Origin of the sequence: Alkaliflexus imshenetskii DSM 15055, from assembly GCF_000517065.1 — a bacterium.
GTDB lineage: Bacteria > Bacteroidota > Bacteroidia > Bacteroidales > Marinilabiliaceae > Alkaliflexus > Alkaliflexus imshenetskii.
This window is the reverse complement of sequence record NZ_KI912105.1, coordinates 3,693,831-3,714,969: the sequence shown is the minus strand read 5'-3', so window position 1 is coordinate 3,714,969 and position 21,139 is coordinate 3,693,831. Positions and strand designations below refer to the sequence as shown.

Genomic DNA, 21,139 nt, shown 5'->3' with positions numbered 1-21,139 from the left:
CAACTAAAGCGCGAGGATATTTTGTGAATAAGCGTTAAATCATCAGTAATTATAAAGCATGCAATTGAATATAGCAAGTAGTAATTGCAATTATATGACATTATAAGTATCGGAATCAACAAAAACAAAAAAACTTCGACACCAAACACTTCCATAATTAAAACAAAAAGAGTACTTTTGTGGCCGTTTCGTGTAATCTCTTACTGAACGTGGGTGTCAGATAATATTGCACGAGTAAGTTTAATCTTCAAAAGCAAAAACAATGGATTTAATTAAAGTTGCTGAAGAGGCCTTTAATACCGGTGTAGAAATTACTGAATTTAAAGCCGGTGATACCATCTCGGTGCACTACAAAATTCGCGAAGGTAACAAAGAGCGTGTTCAGGTGTTCCGTGGTGTGGTTATTCAGATTAAAGGAACCGGGGTTACCAAACGTTTCACCGTTCGAAAAATGTCGGGCAACGTTGGTGTAGAGCGTATCTTCCCCATCAATTCACCTTTCATCGAAAAAGTTGAAATGAACAGATTAGGTAAAGTTCGCAGAGCCAGAATTTACTACTTCCGTGAGCTTACCGGTAAAAAAGCACGTATCAAAGAGAAAAGAGTATAATTACTTTATTCTTAATGAAATTAAAACCGTCTCTTTTCAGAGATGGTTTTTTTTGTGCCCAAACAGAAGGTTTGTATCGGGTAATTTATACCCAAAAGTCCGTGAGAAACCGTTTAATGTTTCCCACGGACTTTTGTATTATTGTTTTTATAGAACAACGGCTTATCTCAGTCTGTCGCGCAAACGGCGCAAGCCTTCGTCAATTTTCTCCTTCACTTCCTCATCTTTGATGATTTCTTCCACAGCCTTCTCCACACCTTCCTCCATTACTTTCTCTACGGCTTTGTCTACAACGCGTTCAACTTCACGTCTGACCTCATCTTTTACCGCTGAAGATAAATCCTGCATATTGAGACTTAACTTAGGATCGGTTGGCGTGCCGGTGATATTAATGCCTACCATCACATCACTGCCACCTGTAGGAAGCGAACCTCCCAGCAGACCTGCCACATTACTTATCTCACTGCGACTAACAGGCATTTTCATTGTGAAATTCATATTCTGGTCGAGACTTTGTGTACCTGAGATATTTGCCTTTTTTCCAAACACGTTTACATCAAATGGCGTTACAGAAAGGTTGCCGTTTTCAATTTTGAAGTAAACCATGAGGTCGCGCAAATTGGCCACCTTGTACTTTTCGTCTTTAAGCATTGATACGAGTGCATCCTGCACCTTGGCACCGGAAATTTCCACGTTGTCGGAACTTAGATTTCCGCTACCGTTGAAGGAGCTTAAAACGGGAGATAGATCGTCACCAACTATCGAGCGGAATTTTAAGGTAGAAGAGACTTTACCAGTAGCCTTTTGTGCAACTGGTAAAAAGGCTTCAACCATACTAAACGAATGTGCCGCCATATTGATATCTACACCTCTGATGCCCAAATCAAAATCCACAAAAGGTTTTAATGTGTCCTGTGAGTTGTATTCACCATTCATCACCATTTGTCCGTTAAGCAAATCGGTGCGCAAACCTTTCATTAATACACGTGAATCTTTAATTTCCATGTTCCCGGTGGTATTGGTGAGCGTAAGCTTGTCATAAAGCAGACGATCGATGCGGGTAATCATGTCAAAAGAGATGTTTGCAGGAACAATAATCTTACCGAATGGCTCAGTTTCCTCAGTTGCTACCTCATCTTCGCCAGCCAACGCCATCAGTTCGTTGGTGTTGATAAATGATGAGTTGTGATCTAAACGGCCTTTAAGTGTGCCATCTTTAAGCGCATAAGCAAGATAGTTCTCCAAACGGCCGGTTAAACGAAAATCGCTCTCCCCTACCCGGCTGGCAAAACTTCGTAACTCCAAATAACGTGGCGAAAAAAACAGGTTGGCATCGCTGATTAGCAACCCCATTGGCAGGTCAGGACTGCGGAACTCAAAATCCTTAAGCGTTATTGTTCCGTCAGCTTTTAGCTGCTCATAGAGTTCCTTTTCAATCATATTGTAATCGCCAGCTAAAGTTACATCTGCATTGATGATGCCCTTCATCTCAATACTGTCCATAGGAACTGCATCAGCCAGAGAAGCCAGATTGATAACGCCCTTCATTGCTCCGTTAAAAACAGCATTTGAAATAGGTGTTGATAAATGCAGAGAGGCATCAAAAGGATTTCGATCCAGTTCAAAATGAAAAGCACTGATGTTGATTACTGTGTTATCCATTGAACCACCCGGATTGTCAACCGTCATTCTCACGCGAATGTCATCGATGGATTTTGGCAGGTCGGGATACTGAATGCGTCCGCCGTCAACACTTAGCAGGAAATTAAATGCCGGCAGGTTGTCGGTATCGATATAAACCCCTTTGGCCGTAGCCTCCAATGTCATTGTTCCATCGGCTCTGAGACCTTCAAAATCCTTCATAAACACATCGGGAACAAGAGCAAGCAGGGTTTTAAAATCGGTACGACTGGCAGCCAGTTTCAAATCCATATCGTATCCCTCGTCGAGCATGGCCACAAAACCCTCCATAAACAGTGGAATAGTGCTAAACAATATCTCATTGTCCTCGAAAGTAAAGATCATATTATCGAGGTCTGCACCAATGTCGGCCTTTAAATCGATAGTGGCACCACTGATATAGCGTATGCCGTCAAAAACCATATCAAAAGCCTCTACACCAGCATTTAAATTGATGGTTGTATATGATTCGGTTAGGTCGCCACGCATTTTGGCATTGAGACCTTTAAGTGCGGTACCAAAGTCCATGGTAGCATCGATGTAACTTAATGCGCCGTTGCGTATTTCGAACGATTGCAGCTCTACTTTAAAAGATGCCGATTCGCCATCATCATCAACAACCATCTCATCATCAGAAACAGGTACAATATCCCAATTGGCAATGGAATCGGCATTCACCATCAGGTTAATATAGGGACGGTTCACTAACACGGATTTCACCTCTATGGCTTCGCCTCTAATGGCACTCATCAAATCCACCGAAAGTGAAATGTTACCAACATGCATCAATGTATCGCCGTCAAAAGGAGCATCGTTAATAATAGTAAGCCCATCGAGCCCCATACCAAGGTTTGGAAAATTTCGGATAAGGGACAGTGAGAATTTGTCCCATGAGACAGTTGCATTAACCTGCTCATTGATAATTTCTTTAACCTTGCGCTCAATTGAACCTTTAAACGCGAAAGGCAATATCAGCAACAAAAGAAAGATGACACCAATTGTTGCGAAAAAAATCTTTAAAAACTTCTTCATAAGTAGAATATTTAGGGCATTTGAGAATCAAACCAAAATTAATAAAATAGCACCAGATAAAGCAAGAAGACTACAAAAATGATACCCGAGTGTCTGTAATAAGGATTTAAAGCAGTTCTAAGTTGAGAATGGCATGTAGAATATGGTTTAATCGATAAACAATTTGCAAACATCTCTGTTTCTCATTAAATTGAAGAAAAAAATCGTCTATGAATCACCGCGACCAGATTTCATTTTTAACAATTGCCATTTTTATGGCAATATTCTGGCTTATCACAGCCTCACGTTGTTCCGACAACCATACTTCGGCATTCGACCTAAAAGTGACCGATAAAGTGTTGGCCATCGCCAACTATGAACGTTATTGCGCATCGTGCCATGGGCTAAACATGGAGCGCTTCTCGCGCGATGACCGGGAAGCTCTTTTCAACACCCCCATGGAGGAGATGATGGCCGTAATACGCGATGGCGACCTTCTATCGGGGATGCCTGCCTTTGGTCATGTGCTATCCGAAAAAGAGATAAAAGACCTCTCGGCCTATATCCTCACTGATATTAAAGACCGGAGTCTGACGCACGATTATCGCCCTGTGATAGGCAGCGTTCAGCAATCAGAGAAGATTGCTTTCCGTGTTGATACGATAATTTCCGGACTGGATGTACCTTGGGGCATGTTGTGGCTACCAAATGGCGACATGCTGGTGGCCGAACGCAGTGGTCATCTGTTTCGCTTTCGCGATGGTGTGTTTCTTAGCATGATAGAGGGTTTACCACCCATTTATGCACACGGTCAGGGAGGATTAATGGATATCAGATTGCACCCCGACTATCGCACCAATGGCTGGATATATCTGGCCTACTCCACATTTGGTGCCGGCGGCCCGATGCAAGGTGGTAATACAGCCATTATGCGGGCACGGCTGGATGGCAATAGGCTTATCGACAAAGAAGAGCTTTTTAAAGGACTCCCCGACACAAGAAATGGTGTTCACTTTGGCAGCCGTATGGTATTTGGCAATGATGGTTATCTATATTTCTCCATTGGAGATCGCGGACACATGGCCAATGCACAGGACTTAAGCAACCACGCGGGCAAGATACACCGAATAACACAGGATGGAAACATCCCGGAGGACAACCCATTCCTTCAGACTATTGGTGCCATGCCAACCATCTGGTCTTACGGACACCGCAATCCACAGGGATTGGTTAAACATCCCGAAACAGGCGTTTTATGGTCTCATGAGCATGGTCCACGTGGAGGAGATGAACTCAACATCATTCACAAAGGACTCAATTATGGCTGGCCGGTAATCTCCTATGGTATTAACTACGATGGAACCATTATCACAGAAATTACCGAAAAAGAAGGAATGGAACAACCCATTATTGAGTGGACGCCATCTATTGCTCCATGCGGCATGACCTTTGTGACCGGTGAGCCCTTTAAAGCATGGAACAACAGCATACTGACAGGCTCACTTAGCTTCCGCTATTTGGTGCGCAACGAGATTGAAGGCAATAAGGTCGTGCATCAGGAGATTTTATTGCGGGAAATTGGCAGAGTCAGAAATGTGGATATGGGGCCTGATGGACTGGTTTATGTGGCTGTTGAAAATCCGGGAGTAATTTTCAGATTGACACCAGTGAACCAGTAAACATTATTCATGAGCATATTTATTTTCAGTAGTCATTTAAGTATATAAAGGAGTAATAGTTTAGATGGAACGGTGTATCTGAATTTAAAGAATCGCTTAATTGCATCTGAATTTTGTACGCTTTACCAGATAAAAGCACAAGTTAATCGATTAAATATAAACACTATACCACCACAAAGGCTCAAAGTTCAAGTTATCTTTGAGCTTTTGTGTTATATAAAAGCAAACAAATCGTATGTATCAAACATTAATCCTATTGGTTCTGTTGCTGGTTGGCACTATTGCAAATGCTGCAACAATCAATGTCATCAATGACACACTCAGTATAAAATCTCATACCACAAAGGAGCTGGAGGAAATTACAATCACAGCCACACCTTTCCCAAGAAAAATTGGAGCATTGCCTGGCAACATCACTTATATACCAGCCAGTACGCTAAAAAACAGTCAACAAATTGATATAAAGCCCGTACTTGATCAGGTTCCAGGGCTGTACATGCAATCGGGCGCACTGAATACTGCCAGGCTTACCATTAGAGGTATAGGCAGCAGAACACCTTACGCATCTAACCGTATCAAAGCATGGTTTGGCGAAATTCCGCTCACTTCGGGCGACGGTGCAACCATCGTTGAAGATTTGGATATGGGTGGAATGGGACAGATAGAAGTGATAAAAGGTCCCTCTTCAGCCTTGTACGGACCTGGGTTAGGAGGAGTGATTGTTATTAGTCCACCCACTGTTGAAAATGGATGGCAGGGAAAAGCTGTGGCAGAGAGCGGTTCATTTAACCTTTGGCGAAAAGGTGCAGGTGTATCATACGGTAGCAGCCACCAATCCTTTAGCACCCTATTTTCGCGTACCACTTCAGATGGTTATAGAGAAAACAGCCAATATGAGCGTTCCAATCTGCTTTTAACCGGAAACAAAAAACTGGGTAACCATACAATACGTTTGCTGCTCAATCATGTGGATTTATTTGCACGCATCCCAAGTTCAATTGACCATCCTACCTATCAAGCAAATCCAAAGTCAGCAGCTGCTAATTGGAAAAACATACAGGGGTTCCAATCATACGAAAAGTGGCAAGCAGGTCTGACCTTTATCACGCTGATTAATCCCTACCTTGAAAACAGACTTTCACTATATGGCATTTATAATGATGCATACGAATCACGCCCGTTCAACATACTGGTTGAGGAGACCAAAACCATCGGTTTTCGTGAAAACCTGATGTGGCGGAGAAACAAACATGCACTGTCGGGAGGATTGGAATATTTTCGAGAAGTTTATAACTGGCAGATTTTTGAGACCATACAGGGGAATGCCGGAAATCAACTATCGGTTGCAGATGAAATTCGCTATTACTACAATTTTTTCCTGCATTATGAAACAGAGCTATCATCATCTACCCTTTTTTTGACGGGAATAAACTTTCATGAGTTGAGGTACCGAACCAGCGAAGGAGCAGAACAGTCACAGAACCACACCTACTCGCCTGTTCTTTCGCCACGAATAGGCATCAACCAGCGCATTACACCAAACACGTATCTGTTTGCCACTGCAGGTCACGGATTCTCTGCACCCTCATCGGAAGAAGCGCTGTTACCCGATGGCAGCATAAACCGTGAGCTGAAACCAGAGGAGGGTTTCAATGTTGAAGCCGGAATCCGTAAAGCACTTCTCAACGATCGCGTGTTACTGGATGTGACAGCCTACAACATAAGGGTGAAAAACCTTTTGATGACACGCCGTGACGCCGAAGATGTGTTTTATGGAGAGAATGCCGGGAGAACCAACCATTCGGGAGTGGAGACGCAACTGAAATGGTATCTGATTAAATCAATCCAATCAAATCCAAATGAGCTGGTGTTGTCAGGAAACTATACCCTGATGAAGAACCGTTTTAGTCATTTCATTCAGGATGAAACCAACTACAGTGATAAAAAGTTGCCAGGTCTGCCCACTTCAATCTTAAACATAAATATTTCAGCATCAACCCCCATAGGATTGGGATTCATCTTAAACTTCAGCCATATAAATAAGCAGTTTCTGAACGATGCCAATTCCCTCACCTACCCCGGTCACGAGTTGGTTGACATCACGGCCACCTTCACTCGGAAGTTGAAGCTTATTAATGAGCTGCAGATAATCTCCGGTGTGCGCAACTTGTTTAATCGTGAGCACGCTTCCATGTTGCTGGTAAATGCCCCATCCTTTGGCAATGCTCTGCCGCGATACTACTATCCGGGCAACCCAAGAAATTGGCTCTTAGGCATCAGAATAACAATTTAGTGCCTCGTGTTTTATAAATTAGGATTAAACAGTGACTTAATGAAATAAAATGGCATCCGATTTGTAACCAAAATACCATATAATCGTTTTGATAAACAGCTCTGGACATGAATCTTATTCTTGTGTAAGGCCTTCAAAACGACATGCACTTTGTATGATAGAAGCGTTAAAAGAGATAAACGAAAAAGTTTTTAGCACACCACTGATGCAAAAGGCACTGCTTATCATGCTTATTATGGCCATTGCGGCTCTGATATTCCCATCCGGCAAAGAACCTGAAATAGAAGTGGATACAACCCAGCCAGAGTATGGCAGAGCATCATATTATGCCGACTATTTTGTGGGGAAACGCACTGCTTCGGGTGCGGTCTATCGTCATGAGTTATTCACCGCGGCGCATAGAACATTGCCACTCGGAACAAAAGTAAGAGTAACCTGCATGGAAAGTACGCGAAGTGCTGAGGTTATAATTAACGACAGAGGTCCGTTTGTTAAGGGGAGAATAATCGATCTCTCGATATCGGCCTTTAATGCCATAAGCAGCAAAAACAGGGGCGTAATTTTCGTTAAGCTGGAAATAATAGAACCGCACGATTAGAAGTATTCATCTAATGTGCGGTTTAATTTTCTTCTCTACTCTTATCTTTGAAGTAATAGAGACCGTTTCTGGCGGAGAGTGAGGGATTCGAACCCTCGAAACCCTTTTGAGGTTTACACACTTTCCAGGCGTGCGCCTTCGACCACTCGGCCAACTCTCCTGATTCAAAAAAAGCACGGGAGGAGAGACTCGAACTCCCGACACCTGGTTTTGGAGACCAGTGCTCTACCAACTGAGCTACACCCGTGTTTAATTGTGCTGCAAAAATAGAATATTTACCGGTATCATAACAAATAAAAAGCCAATATTTTCAAGCAAAAACTTAACATCCTGAATTACAGTTTAAGGCAAATGCAATACTTTAGCTTCCAGACAACGGTTCAGTGTGGTATTTTGAAATACCTTGCCAATTGTAATTTCTTTGATTCCTTTTCAAATGCTTATATTTGCAAAGAGGTACGATATTTGACATTGAAAACCACAGAGCGAGTATGGTATTTGAAGCGTCAACATGACATCTTTACACACCTCCTTTTCAATGATAATTTTATAAATAACACATCAAATAAGGAAATGCTAGTTTTAAAATTTGAACAAAACACAATGAAGTTAATAGCGGGATTTTTTTTAATTGCAATTGGATTTCTGACTGCCTGTGGCACCACATCAAAAATTACGAACATTGAGGCATCAATGGAAGAAGCATTTGCGCGAGGCGATTTTGAGCAGACCATACAATACTTTGACAGACTCGAAGCCACAACCATCAATAACAATCAGCCCATTGAAGATAGACACAAAATTATTGCAGGAAAAGCAGCGTTTCAGGTTCAAAAATATGGACAAGCCATGCGTTATCTCTCCTCAGTTGACAATCTGGCACCTGATACCGAAGCAATTGAGTTTTTAGGCATCAGCTATAGTAAAACCGGAGAGCCAGGATTGGAATACCAGCACTGGACTAAATATCTTCCAGCAATATCGGGAAGTGATTACCACCAAAAAGTAGTTGAAAGACTTTTTGTGATGGAGACAGAACGAGGAAATCACAATGCCGCAACCCTGCTATGGAATAAAATAACGCCCACATCCAACGAGATGCTTTTATCCACGCGTTTGGCCGGCATTGTTGCAGAAGGCAAACAAGCAGAAGCGTTGAGTTTTGCCGAAGAGATTCTGAAAACTAAACCAAACCATCAGGATGCTTTGTTTGTAAAGGCCAGACATTATTACGAACATGCCGAAAAGCGGTACCAGGAAGAAATGACAAAGTATAACCGTGATCCCAATTTTACGACCTACGCTTACCTGCGAAGAGAATTGAGACATATCTCGGCTGACTACCGCACTGCCCGCGACCTATTCATCAAACTTCATGAGATTTCACCTGACAACAAAAACTACATGAGGTATCTTAAAAACACCTATCTGAGATTGGAGATGCGAGCCGAAGCTGCAAGAATTGATCAACTTTTAGGTGAATAATTGGGTTCACGTAATGCACTGGGTGAAATATAACTCAACCAAATTTCTATTGAAGTAACGGCAAACAGACAAATTATGCATGCAGTAATATTTGGCTCAACTGGATTAACCGGAAGTCATTTGGTTGAAGTATTATCACAAGATTCCAGATTCTCAAAAATTCATGCGGCATCTCGCACAGAGCCAGAGAGCCTGCCAAACAAGGTAATACACTTGCCATTTGCTACCAACAACATTGTAATCCCCGACAATACCGATGTTGTTTTTTGCTGTTTGGGCACTACAATCAAAAAGGCCGGATCGCAAAGAGAATTTGAAAAAGTAGATCTTCACAGTGTCTTCACAGTGGCACAAAAGGCACGGCTGCAAGGAGTTAAAACATTTGTATTGGTAAGCTCCACAGGAGCCAACGCCAGAAGTAGAAACTTCTATCTGCGCACCAAAGGAAGAGCCGAAGAGAAGTTGTTGAATTTGGAATTTCAGCGCCTGTACATTATGCGCCCTGCATTGTTACTGGGGCAACGCAGCGAAAAAAGAGCCGGCGAAAATATTGCACAAAAAATAATGCCGTTGTTTAATTTCATGTTTATAGGTAAGCTACTAAAATACAAACCCATAAGCGCAAAAACAGTGGCAAAAACAATGATTTATGTGGCTGTAAACCAACCGCCCAGTCATATTTTTGAATGTGATGAACTTCATAAGTTAGCCCAACATTTACCCATTGAATAATACGATCCAATTGCACAATGAAAACCTTATTGGAATTAATTCAACACCGCCGCAGTTGCCGTTCTTTCCTGCCCCGTGCCATCGAAACGGATAAAACAGCACAACTGGCAAAGGCTCTGCTCTGGTCGCCATCCTCGAAAAACAATCGTCCGTGGGATTTTATATTTGTAGATGATGTTGAAACCATCAGACTTCTATCAACCTGCAAGCCACATGGTGCCTCGTTTATGTCGGGCGCCCCTCTGGCTGTTGTGATCGTAGGAGATATGGAAAAGAGTGATGTTTGGGTTGAAGATTGCGCCATAGCAGCTATTCTGCTTCAAATGACTGTTGAAAGTATTGGATTGGGCTCAACTTGGGTGCAGGTGCGTTTACGTGCTCACGATGAACAGTTAACAGCAAGCGATTACATAAAGAAGATTCTAAACATACCAGCCAATTTAGAAGTAGCCTCCATCATAGCAATAGGTTATAAAGCAAAAGAACGGGCTGCATACTCTGATGCAGAACTCCTGAACGAAAGAATTCATCACAACCGATTCAGCCAGGATTAGAATTGCAACTTTTCATTGAAAAGTATCCACCAAGACGAACATGAAAGTGTGTCGTCTTTTTTTGTACTTAAAATCAAACAACATTTAATGTATGCCAACATTTTTTTTGCTAAAAGAACTCAAAAAAACACCTGCCACATATTGCCATTAGAACGCACACATTTTATCTTTCTTCTAATATACAGACAAATAGAAACAATTATAAACTACCTATCTGATAAATCATCAGCCTTTTTCAGTTAATTAATCACTCACCACTTTGTTATAAAGCCGTTAAAATTGCAAAGAAAAGTTAACGTGCGTCAAAAAAAACCGAAACCCGGAAATAAAGCACACATACTTAAAAATATCAGCATATCAACTTAAAACCAAAAAGTAATGAGAAAAACGCTTATTAGAAGTATGGCTTTAGCAGGTATTATAATGATATCTGCAATATCAATAGCCCAAACATCCCGCACGGTTAGCGGGAATGTAACCGATACCGGCGGTTATCCGCTGCCTGGTGTCAACGTAATTATAGAAGGAACCGTAACGGGTACTGTCACAAATATTGATGGAAACTACTCCCTAACGGTTGAAAACCCCCAGACTGCCAATCTGGTCTTTTCATTTATAGGGTTTAACGACCAAACCGTTTTGGTTGGGAATCAATCAACCATTAATGTGGTACTTACCGAAGCTTTTATTGGATTGGATGAAGTAGTTGCCATTGGTTACGGTGTGATGCGGCGCAGTGACCTGACCGGCTCCATCGGTTCTGTTGAAGGTGGCACACTGCAAGGCAGAGGAACCACCTCGGCCGTTGCGGCGCTTCAGGGCGTTGTACCGGGGGTGAATATTACCTCCAACTCTGCGCGTGCTGGTGGCGGATTCAATATTCAAATACGTGGCCAGAACTCTTTTGAAGCCGGTGAACCATTGTATGTGGTTGATGGTGTGGTAACCGACAACATCAATTTTCTGAACCCGTCAGATATTGAACGGATTGATATTCTTAAAGATGCCTCATCCACAGCAATATATGGCTCAAGAGCATCTAACGGAGTGGTAATTGTACAAACCAAAAATGCTGGGGAAGTGCGTCAGGGACAAACCATCATTTCCTATGATGGCTACTATGGCGTGCGTCAGATAGCTCGGATGCCCGACTGGATGGATGGCCGTGAATTTGTAGATTGGCGAACATCTCGATATTATCAGTATAATGCCACTCAAGGTTTCTTCATGCCTGATAACGACAGAAATATCATTCTGCAAAACAGTGACTTTCTACGTCAACGGTTGCTCAACCGCGACTATACCGACTGGCCGTCACTGGTAACCCAAAATGGAAAGCAACAAAACCATTACCTTACGCTTGCCGGCAATGCAAGTGACATCTCCTATGTGATTGGAGTTGGCTACCAAAATGAAGAAGGAAACTTTTTGAGGGAATATCTCGACAAATACAACATTAAGCTGAGTGCCTCTCACAAAGCATCAAGATTCTTCTCGGCAGGTGGCTCATTAAGCCTGACGCTCACAGAAAATTCTCAGGGAAGTGAGTGGGGATACCGCGATGGTTTCCGCCAAAATCCTTTAACTCCTGCCTATGATGCAGACGGCAATCTGGTACCCCAACCGGGTAGTGCAGCTGGCATACAGGGAACGGGCGGTTTTACCAGTTCGCCAAACCCCCTCGCCGAAATAGACAACGGAACTCGGGAAGACAGAAGATACGATGTGTTGGGTAACATTTTTGTAAGCATCACACCAGTTGACGGGTTAGAATTCAAAACCACTCTGGCTCCGCGTTTCACCAGATTGCGAACCGGTGCCTATTATGGTGCAATTCTGGGTGGCCGCTCAAACTCTCTTGCATTTCAGGAAAACAAAGAATGGTTTGATTACACATGGGATAACGTATTGAACTACAGACACAGCATAGGCGCACACACAATTAACACCACGCTTATCAACAGTGTGTATGCAACCCGCTACGAAAGCTCAAATGTAGGTGCTGAGCGACTGCCTTATGATTCGCAATGGTATAACATTGGTTCAGGTACTTTGCTGCCAGGAAGATCAGGTTCTGCATATTCAGAAACATCATTGCTCTCATATGCAGCCAGGGTAAACTACTCCTATATGGGTAAATATCTTGCTACAGCAACCATCAGATATGACGGAAGCTCCAAGTTGGCCGACAAATGGGATGCTTTCCCATCCTTTGCCTTAGCCTGGAGATTATCAGAAGAAGATTTTATGACAGGTGCCAATTGGTTGTCGAACCTGAAACTTAGACTCAGTTACGGATATACCGGCAACAACTACGGTGTAAATCCATTTGGAACCCAATTGACTCCCAAATACGGAAGTTTGGTATATTACGACTACAACGGTAATGTGGTGAGCGGATTCGCCCCAGGTGATCCGGTTAACGTGGCCCTTTCGTGGGAAAAAACCAGAGAGTACAACATTGGTCTGGACTATGGCTTTCTGAATAACCGTATCAATGGTACAATTGACTGGTACGACAAATTGTCTGACGGCCTGCTGATGCCGCGACTGCTTGCCATCGAATCGGGTGTGGTTAGCATGATAGACAACATTGGTTCGGTAAGTAACAAAGGTATCGAAATTGGGTTGAACACAGTGAACGTCAATACACGTGATTTGCAGTGGACCACCAACTTCACCTATTCACGTAATAAGAATGCGATTATAAGCCTTTATGGTGAGAAGAAAGATGTGGTTGGTGAAAGAAGATTCATCGGACAGCCCATAAATGTTATCTATGACTATGTGTTCGATGGTGTGTGGACGCCGGATGCCATTGCAGCCTTACCAGCAGCAAGAGTAACAGGCTATCAGGCTGTTGAAGGACGCGCCATTGCTCGTGACCTTAACGATGATGGCTTCATTACTGCCGACGAAGATATGGCCGTTCTGGGTTCGCCAGACCCAAAATGGATTGGAAGCTTTTCATCAACACTTAACTACAAAAATTTCGACTTCTCATTTAACATTTTCACCCATCAGGGAGTATTGGTTGATAGCCCATTTTTACGTGAATTTGGCTTTGTGGGCGACCGTGGTCGTTCCAAAATCAATATGGACTATTACATCCCCGCAGGACTACCCAGATTTGATGAAAACCTGAACTGGATAACCACCACTGGCCATTACTCACAAAAGTACCCTGCACCAGGTCTTGCTGGCCCATATTATGGAAGTAACGCCTACTATACCGATGCCTCGTTTGTGAAAGTGAAAAACATCACCTTGGGCTACACGCTGCCCAAAGAGCTGATTGACAGAGCTAAAATAGCCTCCATGCGGGTATATATGAATATATTAAACCCATTTGTTTGGACCGACCATGAGGGATACGATCCTGAATATGCCCATGTAAGTTTGGAAAATGGTAACGGCCCTGCCAACGTCACTTACCAGTTTGGCGTTAATGTTAAATTCTAAAATAAAAGAGACATGAAGAAACTAATATATTTATTATCCCTGACTTTCGTGTTGTCGGCCTGTAGTGACTTTCTCAACGAAGACAACAAAGGGGGGATTACCTCAGACGAATTTTATAGTACTGCGGACGGATTTGAAACCCTGGTAACAGCTACCTATTCATCATTGCGAACCATGTTTGGCAGTCAGCCCTGGTTGCTGGTAGCCGGTACCGATATGTACCAAATCAGTCGTCGCGACGACAACCACGGCATCCAACGTTACGACGTGCTCGAAGCCAACAATGGCTCTGTTAGAGATTTTTATCAACTTGCTTATGCAGGCATACAAGTTGCCAATACGGGTCTGTTTTATGCCGACAAAGGACCTGACATGAATGCGGCAACACTGCGCACACGACAGGCTGAGCTTAGATTTCTGAGAGCATTCTATCACTTTCTGCTACTTGAGCAGTTTGGCGGTGTGGCCATAAATGATGTGATGACCGATGCCCCACGTGTCAACATGCCAAGAGCCAGTTTGAGTGACACCTACAATTTCATCATCGCCGAAATGGAGGCCATTATAAATGACTTGCCTGCAACCGCCAATCCCAAAGGTCGTGTTGACCAGCGGGTGGTGCGTCACTATCTGGCAAAGGTATATCTTACGCGTGCCTACGATTTAAACAGTCAGGCCGATTTCACCAAAGCAAAGGATTATGCTGAAGCTGCCATAGCATCACAAGCCATCAGCATTCCGTTTGAAACTTTGTGGAGCCCTGCCAATCAAAACAATGAAGAAGTTATTTTTGCCGTACAGTATCACCTGAATTCAATGCCAAACCCAGAAACTTCAGGTAATATGCAACAAGCACTGTTTGGCCCTTACCTGGGAGGACCCGAGAGAGGACATAAATATTCAGATACTAACTTCTTCCCCACATGGTACCTTCACAGCTTGTTCGAAGAGGACGACGCCCGCTACGATGCCACATTTATGCGTAAAGTGTATCAGCGATACTTCTATTACTATGAAAGAACTGCCGATCAACTTGCCAATACGCCCATCGACTGGTACTATCCCAGAAAATGGAATGGCGCCTGGACAGAAACTGATACCGAGGCATGGCGCAACGAAGATCCGGCGAACCGTGCCAATACTACCATCTATCCATTCCCGGTGAATGAGAGCGATTGGATGACTCCCATAAACTTTGATGGTGCATATCCCATCATTAAAAAGTTTGATGACCCCTCTAACCAAAGATGGTCAACCTCTTCAAGTTCAAGGGACATCGTGCTGGCCCGATTGGCCGAAACCTACTTCATTGCTGCTGAAGCATATTTAGGGTTATCACAACCTCAACAGGCAGCCGATAAAATCAATGCCGTACGAAACAGACCAGGTAACTCGAAATCAGGTGGTTCACTCGCCGAAATCACATCAGCAGAAATGACGCTGAACCGACTCTTGCAAGAGAGTGCCAAAGAATTTGCAGGTGAATACCTGCGTTGGCCAGAACTGCGACGCACCAAAAAACTGATTGAACTTTGTGTTGCTCACAACCCAAATATCCGACCCATTGGCGAAAGCGCTTTCAGAGGGTTAGACGGACAAAACAAAGTATATCGTCCGATTCCTGAAGATGCCATCATACTAAACCAGGGGTTAACTCAAAATCCTGGCTACAGTTCAGGCAATTAAACTTCATCATAATTATTTACAAAAAGAGGGCACTCCAATTCGGGGTGCTCTTTTTCTTTTGCCCCACGAAAGAATATTTTGCTATATTCGTAGATAGCATAAAACCAGAGTTACCTCACATATCCAAACTATCATGAAACATACTCCTCAGACAAAAAGAGTTAACCGACGTGAGTTCTTACAAACAAGTGTCAAACTTTCTGCCACTGCACTGATTGCCACATTTGGTATTCATAAGATGCACGGATCAGCCACCAGTCCCGCAAAATCCGTTGCCATAGAGTCAGTAACCCTTAACAACGGTGTAAAGATGCCTATTTTGGGTTTCGGCACGTTGTATCTAACAGGGTCGGTTGGTGAAAAATGTGTATCAGATGCCATCGCACTCGGATACCGACTTATTGATACAGCCACCATCTACAACAATGAAGAAGCAGTAGGAGCAGGCATTAAGCGCAGTGGCATAGCACGTGAAAAGCTATTTGTAACCTCAAAAGTTTGGGTAGATGATTCCGGCTATGAAAAAACAAAAAAAGCATTTGAAACATCATTAAATAAACTGGGTTTGGATTATCTGGATCTTTATCTAATCCACCGTCCACGAGGCGATGTGAAGGGCTCATGGCGCGCTATGGAGGAGCTCTATTTGGAAGGCAGGATTAAAGCGATAGGCGTCAGCAACTTTGAACCACATCAATTGAATGAGATCTTAGAAACATGTAGCATAAAACCGGCGGTAAACCAAATTGAGACACACGCATTTTTTCAGCAGCCCGATGCCCATCAATACTTAAAACAACACGATATAAAACTTGAAGCCTGGTCACCTTTTGCACAAGGCCGCAACGGAATGTTTACGAATGAAGTTTTGGCTTCGATTGGGAAAAAACATAAAAAAACCAACGCACAGATTAGTCTAAGGTGGCATTACCAAAGAGGTATCATAGCCATACCGCGCACATCAGATAAGGCACACATGGCTGAAAACCTGAACATTTTTGATTTTGAGCTTGATAGAGATGAGATGGCGATGATATCCAAACTGGATCTTCACACCACGCAATTTCCCGAATGGGATTAATCAATTGGGGATAGTAACATAAAAAAAGCCCTTGAAACGTTATGATTCAAGGGCCTTTTTGTGCCCAGAACAAGACTCGAACTTGCACACCGTAACCGGCACCAGCCCCTCAAGCTGGCGTGTCTACCAATTTCACCATCTGGGCAATAAATACATTTAAAAAACTCCTTTGAGTAATTTGGAGCGAAAGACGGGACTCGAACCCGCGACCCCGACCTTGGCAAGGTCGTGCTCTACCAACTGAGCTACTTTCGCATTTGCGATTGCAAAGGTATAAATTTTTAGTAATCACAAAACCTTTTGCCTCAAAAAAAATTCCCTAAAAATCATCAATACATGCAACAATCTGATAATATTGCTCATCCAAAATCAAACAAATAATGGTGATTCACTCAAAAGATTTCTGCTCATGAATAAAACTCAAAAAACTACTCGAAAAACTCAGAACAGTAATCTTTATATATGCCTAATTTTTAGATGTTAGATTTTAGATGTTTAGACTGAGAGATATGATTTAAGAGAAATTAAGAACAATCTAATTTTCATTCTAAACCACTCTATCTGTCTAAAACATAACACGCTTCACGTCTATATCATATTATACCAATTGAATTAAACCAGTTACTAAAACTTGTTGAAAATAAAAAAATTTCAACAATCAGAACAAGATATATCGTACTCTGAGGACTTCCTTGATGCTTATAGGGATGAATTGTGACAATTTAAGATTCTGCACCATCCCAACAAAATCATTTACCGATATAAATATTCAGAACAACTTCCGTGCTTTTAGCAATATCTGATGAAAATTTCTTATTTTTCCACCTTAAAATTCCAAACTCTTTTTAACCATTTACGTAACCAAACGCAACACCTAAATTAAAACGTTAAACATGGCCACCATATTCGGAATACAATTTGGAAGCAAATTTGTTTCAACAAAAAAATATGAAGCAATCCTTAACAAAGAAAGAAATGACTTTGAAAGGTTTACCAATTTTGAGAAATCAGAACTTCTGAATCGGTATAACGCGCTCGACACCATGATTCATTCAGGGGAATTCGAGAAAAAAGTACGCGATCTAAAAAATGCCAGATATAAAGATACCGAACAATGGCGCCAGTTGGATCAGTATAAAACAATGTCAGGAGCTACCGACATTAAATCCTATCTTAAATTTACCAAGGCAGGCAAACTTGACCGGATGAAACATATTCTGACCAATAGCACCTACAAAGAGTTTGAGGATTTAAAGAAGTTTGTAAACTCCCCTGCCCACCATTCGTCCAAAGCACAAAAAGATTACAAACAAAGTGATGCCTATGCCAAAGAACAGCGCTACAAATCACTTTTAAAAGATTCTGACATACAATTTTATCTGAAAACTGAGAAGAGTTCAGAGTATCGTACCATTCAAAAACTGGAAAACAGCGAGCGTTTGCAAACGTTTTTTAAACTCGAGGCCATCGTTGAATCACCTGAGTTTATTGAACACAAAGCGTTTATGGAAGACAAAAAACGTTTTAAAAAATCGGAAGAAGCTCAATTGATTCAGGAATTTGAAACGCTGAAAAAAAATGAGGAGATAATCTGGTATCTTGATAAAAAGAAAAATAATCCTTTCAAAGAAATTCGCAAATGGGCATTGAATTTTGAGGAAGATTTTGACGGTTTAAGGCTTAATCAGGATAAGTGGATGACCGGTTATTACTGGGGAAAAGCACTCATGAACGAGACTTATGCACTGGCAGGCGAAAAACAGCTTTTTAAAGATGACAACATAGAAATGCGCGACAGCGTAGCCAGAATCACCACCAGACGCGAACCGGTTAAAGGCAAACAGTGGGATCCAAGACACGGATTCACCGTGCGTGAGTTTGAGTACACCTCGGGGCTTATCAGCACCGGACAAAGTTTCAGGCAAAAACATGGCAAATTTGAAGCTAAGGTGCGTTTCTCGCAGTGCAGTCCTGTAATAAACGCATTTTGGATGGTTGGCGAGAAAATGACCCCACAGATTGATATTTTCAAGACAACAAATACAAAAGGTAAAACACTTGAATGTGGTGTACATATCACAGATGACAAGGGTGTTGTACAGCAAAAAGCCAGTCGCATAACAGGTGCAAAATTCAAAGATAAATTTTTCATCTACAGCCTTGAATGGTCAGAAGAGGCCATCATTTGGAAGGTAAATGGACTGGAAGTGCATCGCGAAACCAGACTTATACCTTCAGAACCAATGTATCTTGTATTTTGCACCACATTGCCCGAAAGCCCTGCCGAAAACCAGCTCACTGCTAACCTGGAGATTGACTGGATAAGATGTTACAGCAAAAAAGAGGAATAAAACAGATAGAATTACTGGCTCCGGCCAGAGATTTAGAATGCGGCATCGCAGCCATTGACCATGGCGCCGATGCCGTTTATATTGGTGCACCAAAATTTGGCGCTCGAAAGGTAGCCGGTAATAGTCTGGATGATATTAACCAACTGGTGCAATATGCCCATCTTTTTAATGCCCGAATATATGTAGCTATCAACACCCTGCTATACGACCACGAGTTGCAAGAAGCTGAACAGTTGATTCATGAACTGTATGCTATTGGTGTAGATGCCATCATAATTCAGGACATGGGCATTTTAGAGATGAATTTGCCTCCAATTGAAATTCATGCCAGCACCCAAACCGATAATCGCACGCCTGCGAAAGTGGCATTTCTCGAAAAGTCTGGTTTTCAACAAGTTGTGCTAGCACGCGAACTCAATCTGGAGGAGATAAAAGAGATACGCAGACAAACAAGTGTGCCACTTGAATTCTTTGTTCACGGTGCATTATGCGTTTCGTATAGCGGACAATGCTACATGAGCCACGCCACCACCGGACGAAGTGCAAACCGTGGAGAGTGCAGCCAACCGTGCAGACTCCCCTACTCACTGGAAACAGCCGGTGGAAAAACCATACTCAAAGACCAGCATCTGATTTCTCTAAAAGATTTAAACAATAGTGATCATCTTAAAGAGTTGATAAATGCAGGCATCACCAGCTTTAAAGTTGAAGGACGCCTTAAAGATGCCGCCTATGTAAAAAACATAACGGCGTGGTACCGTAAGGCACTTGACAAAATCATTGATGCCAACCCAGGCCTTCAACGTAGTTCATCGGGACAAGTAACCACTGCATTTAAACCTTCACCCGAGAAATCTTTTTCCCGTGGTTTTACAACCTATTTTCTCAATGGCCGACAGAAGAATATCTGGTCCATGCATACACCCAAATCACTGGGAGAAAAACTGGGAAGAGTAGTCAAAGTAAACAAAGATCACTTCTTTATAGAAGATGGATTAAATCTCCAGAATGGTGACGGACTATGCTTCTTAAACCGGGAAAAGCAGTTGTGCGGTTTCAGGATTAATGTGGCCGAGGGAAACAAAATATATGCCGACAATATTTCGGAGTTGTTCTCAGGCGCCACGTTGTTTCGAAATCATGACCGCGCGTTTGAAAAGGAACTTGAAAACAGCAAAGAGACACGACGAATTGCGGTTGATGTTACCTTTTGCGAAACAGGGAGTGGAGTTAGTTTGTCGCTTATAGATGAGGATGGTATCACATCATGCATTGAAGAGAGCCTAAACAAGGAAACTGCCAACAACCCGTCGAGAGCCATGGAGCAGATAAATCAACAGTTGTCGAAATGGGGTAATACAATTTTTACGCCTTCCTCCATCAAAATAGATTTATCACAGCCACTTTTTATTCCGGTGTCGGTAATCAACGCTTTGCGTCGTGAATTGGCCGCAACGCATCAACAAAAGCGCATTGAGAATTATCAGCGTACGTCATCTTTTATCAAGCCAACAAGTCATCACTATCCGGAAATGCCGGAGAGCTTCTCGCTCAACATATCCAATCACCTTGCTGAGGACTTTTACAAGCGTCATGGCGTATCCAATATCATACCAGCATTTGAGTTAAATTCGCCAAAAGAGGGCGCCCGCTTAATGACAACGCGCCATTGCGTGCGTTATGCCACCGACGGCTGTCCAAAAGAGAAGCCCGGCGCAAAGCCGGAGAATCTTATCATGCGCTCGGGTAACATACGCTACGAACTCAGGTTTGATTGCAAAAAATGTGAGATGCACATCTACACACTTTCCGAAGAAATGCTACAATTGAAATCATAAAAACACCGTGTTTCTGAAGCCATCAATCCATTATAGACTTCAAAAACACGGTAAACTATCTACATAAAATTTCTATTAC

The 21,139-nt window shown here is 42.6% G+C and carries 13 protein-coding genes and 4 tRNA genes; 12 read left to right on the top strand and 5 right to left on the bottom strand.

Annotation, left to right across the window (positions count from 1 at the left end; all coding sequences use genetic code 11):
- The first annotated feature begins 262 nt into the window (after window positions 1-262).
- Window positions 263-610 (top strand): 50S ribosomal protein L19, encoded by a 348-nt coding sequence (gene rplS, locus ALKIM_RS0115330; RefSeq protein ID WP_026475408.1) that lies wholly within the window; start codon window positions 263-265, stop codon window positions 608-610.
- A gap of 162 nt (window positions 611-772) precedes the next feature.
- Here the strand turns inward: rplS and ALKIM_RS0115325 are convergent, their stop codons facing one another.
- Window positions 773-3,322, bottom strand: coding sequence for an AsmA family protein (locus tag ALKIM_RS0115325; RefSeq protein WP_026475407.1), 2,550 nt, complete (start codon window positions 3,320-3,322; stop codon window positions 773-775).
- Window positions 3,323-3,576: 254 nt separating this feature from the next.
- Between ALKIM_RS0115325 and ALKIM_RS18855 the strand changes: the two genes are divergently transcribed.
- The 3 genes from ALKIM_RS18855 (at window position 3,577) to ALKIM_RS0115310 (ending at window position 7,871) form a co-directional block, all read left to right on the top strand.
- Complete coding sequence (locus tag ALKIM_RS18855; RefSeq protein WP_235714431.1) at window positions 3,577-4,980, top strand: PQQ-dependent sugar dehydrogenase; 1,404 nt, start codon at window positions 3,577-3,579, stop codon at window positions 4,978-4,980.
- A gap of 235 nt (window positions 4,981-5,215) precedes the next feature.
- Window positions 5,216-7,273 (top strand): TonB-dependent receptor, encoded by a 2,058-nt coding sequence (locus ALKIM_RS0115315; protein WP_026475406.1) that lies wholly within the window; start codon window positions 5,216-5,218, stop codon window positions 7,271-7,273.
- A gap of 154 nt (window positions 7,274-7,427) precedes the next feature.
- Window positions 7,428-7,871 (top strand): septal ring lytic transglycosylase RlpA family protein, encoded by a 444-nt coding sequence (locus ALKIM_RS0115310; protein ID WP_052345600.1) that lies wholly within the window; start codon window positions 7,428-7,430, stop codon window positions 7,869-7,871.
- A gap of 69 nt (window positions 7,872-7,940) precedes the next feature.
- On the opposite strand, the gene ALKIM_RS0115305 is transcribed toward ALKIM_RS0115310, so the two are convergent.
- Window positions 7,941-8,031, bottom strand: a tRNA-Ser gene (locus tag ALKIM_RS0115305).
- Between the two features lie 14 nt (window positions 8,032-8,045).
- A tRNA-Trp gene (locus ALKIM_RS0115300) sits at window positions 8,046-8,118 on the bottom strand.
- 356 nt (window positions 8,119-8,474) lie between these two features.
- Between ALKIM_RS0115300 and ALKIM_RS0115295 the strand changes: the two genes are divergently transcribed.
- From ALKIM_RS0115295 to ALKIM_RS0115270, 6 genes are all read left to right on the top strand, one after another.
- Complete coding sequence (locus ALKIM_RS0115295) at window positions 8,475-9,356, top strand: tetratricopeptide repeat protein (RefSeq protein ID WP_157363940.1); 882 nt, start codon at window positions 8,475-8,477, stop codon at window positions 9,354-9,356.
- 75 nt (window positions 9,357-9,431) lie between these two features.
- Complete coding sequence (locus ALKIM_RS0115290) at window positions 9,432-10,088, top strand: NAD-dependent epimerase/dehydratase family protein (protein WP_026475403.1); 657 nt, start codon at window positions 9,432-9,434, stop codon at window positions 10,086-10,088.
- Window positions 10,089-10,105: 17 nt separating this feature from the next.
- A complete protein-coding gene (locus ALKIM_RS0115285) occupies window positions 10,106-10,642 on the top strand; it encodes a nitroreductase family protein (RefSeq protein ID WP_026475402.1) in 537 nt (178 codons plus the stop codon).
- A gap of 378 nt (window positions 10,643-11,020) precedes the next feature.
- Complete coding sequence (locus ALKIM_RS0115280) at window positions 11,021-14,104, top strand: SusC/RagA family TonB-linked outer membrane protein (RefSeq protein ID WP_026475401.1); 3,084 nt, start codon at window positions 11,021-11,023, stop codon at window positions 14,102-14,104.
- 12 nt (window positions 14,105-14,116) lie between these two features.
- Window positions 14,117-15,790, top strand: coding sequence for a RagB/SusD family nutrient uptake outer membrane protein (locus ALKIM_RS0115275; protein WP_084555915.1), 1,674 nt, complete (start codon window positions 14,117-14,119; stop codon window positions 15,788-15,790).
- Window positions 15,791-15,923: 133 nt separating this feature from the next.
- Complete coding sequence (locus ALKIM_RS0115270; RefSeq protein WP_026475399.1) at window positions 15,924-16,871, top strand: aldo/keto reductase; 948 nt, start codon at window positions 15,924-15,926, stop codon at window positions 16,869-16,871.
- A 61-nt stretch (window positions 16,872-16,932) separates the two neighbouring features.
- On the opposite strand, the gene ALKIM_RS0115265 is transcribed toward ALKIM_RS0115270, so the two are convergent.
- Both ALKIM_RS0115265 and ALKIM_RS0115260 read right to left on the bottom strand, forming a co-directional pair.
- A tRNA-Leu gene (locus tag ALKIM_RS0115265) sits at window positions 16,933-17,016 on the bottom strand.
- Between the two features lie 34 nt (window positions 17,017-17,050).
- Window positions 17,051-17,126 (bottom strand) — tRNA-Gly (locus tag ALKIM_RS0115260).
- 638 nt (window positions 17,127-17,764) lie between these two features.
- Here ALKIM_RS0115260 and ALKIM_RS0115255 point away from each other — a divergent pair.
- Both ALKIM_RS0115255 and ALKIM_RS0115250 read left to right on the top strand, forming a co-directional pair.
- Window positions 17,765-19,222 (top strand): glycoside hydrolase family 16 protein, encoded by a 1,458-nt coding sequence (locus ALKIM_RS0115255; protein WP_044118005.1) that lies wholly within the window; start codon window positions 17,765-17,767, stop codon window positions 19,220-19,222.
- Window positions 19,198-21,060 carry a peptidase U32 family protein gene (locus tag ALKIM_RS0115250; RefSeq protein ID WP_026475397.1) on the top strand — a complete coding sequence of 621 codons (1,863 nt, stop codon included), beginning with the start codon at window positions 19,198-19,200 and terminating at the stop codon, window positions 21,058-21,060. Before ALKIM_RS0115255 ends, ALKIM_RS0115250 begins: the two co-directional genes overlap by 25 nt.
- The last annotated feature ends 79 nt before the right edge of the window (window positions 21,061-21,139 follow it).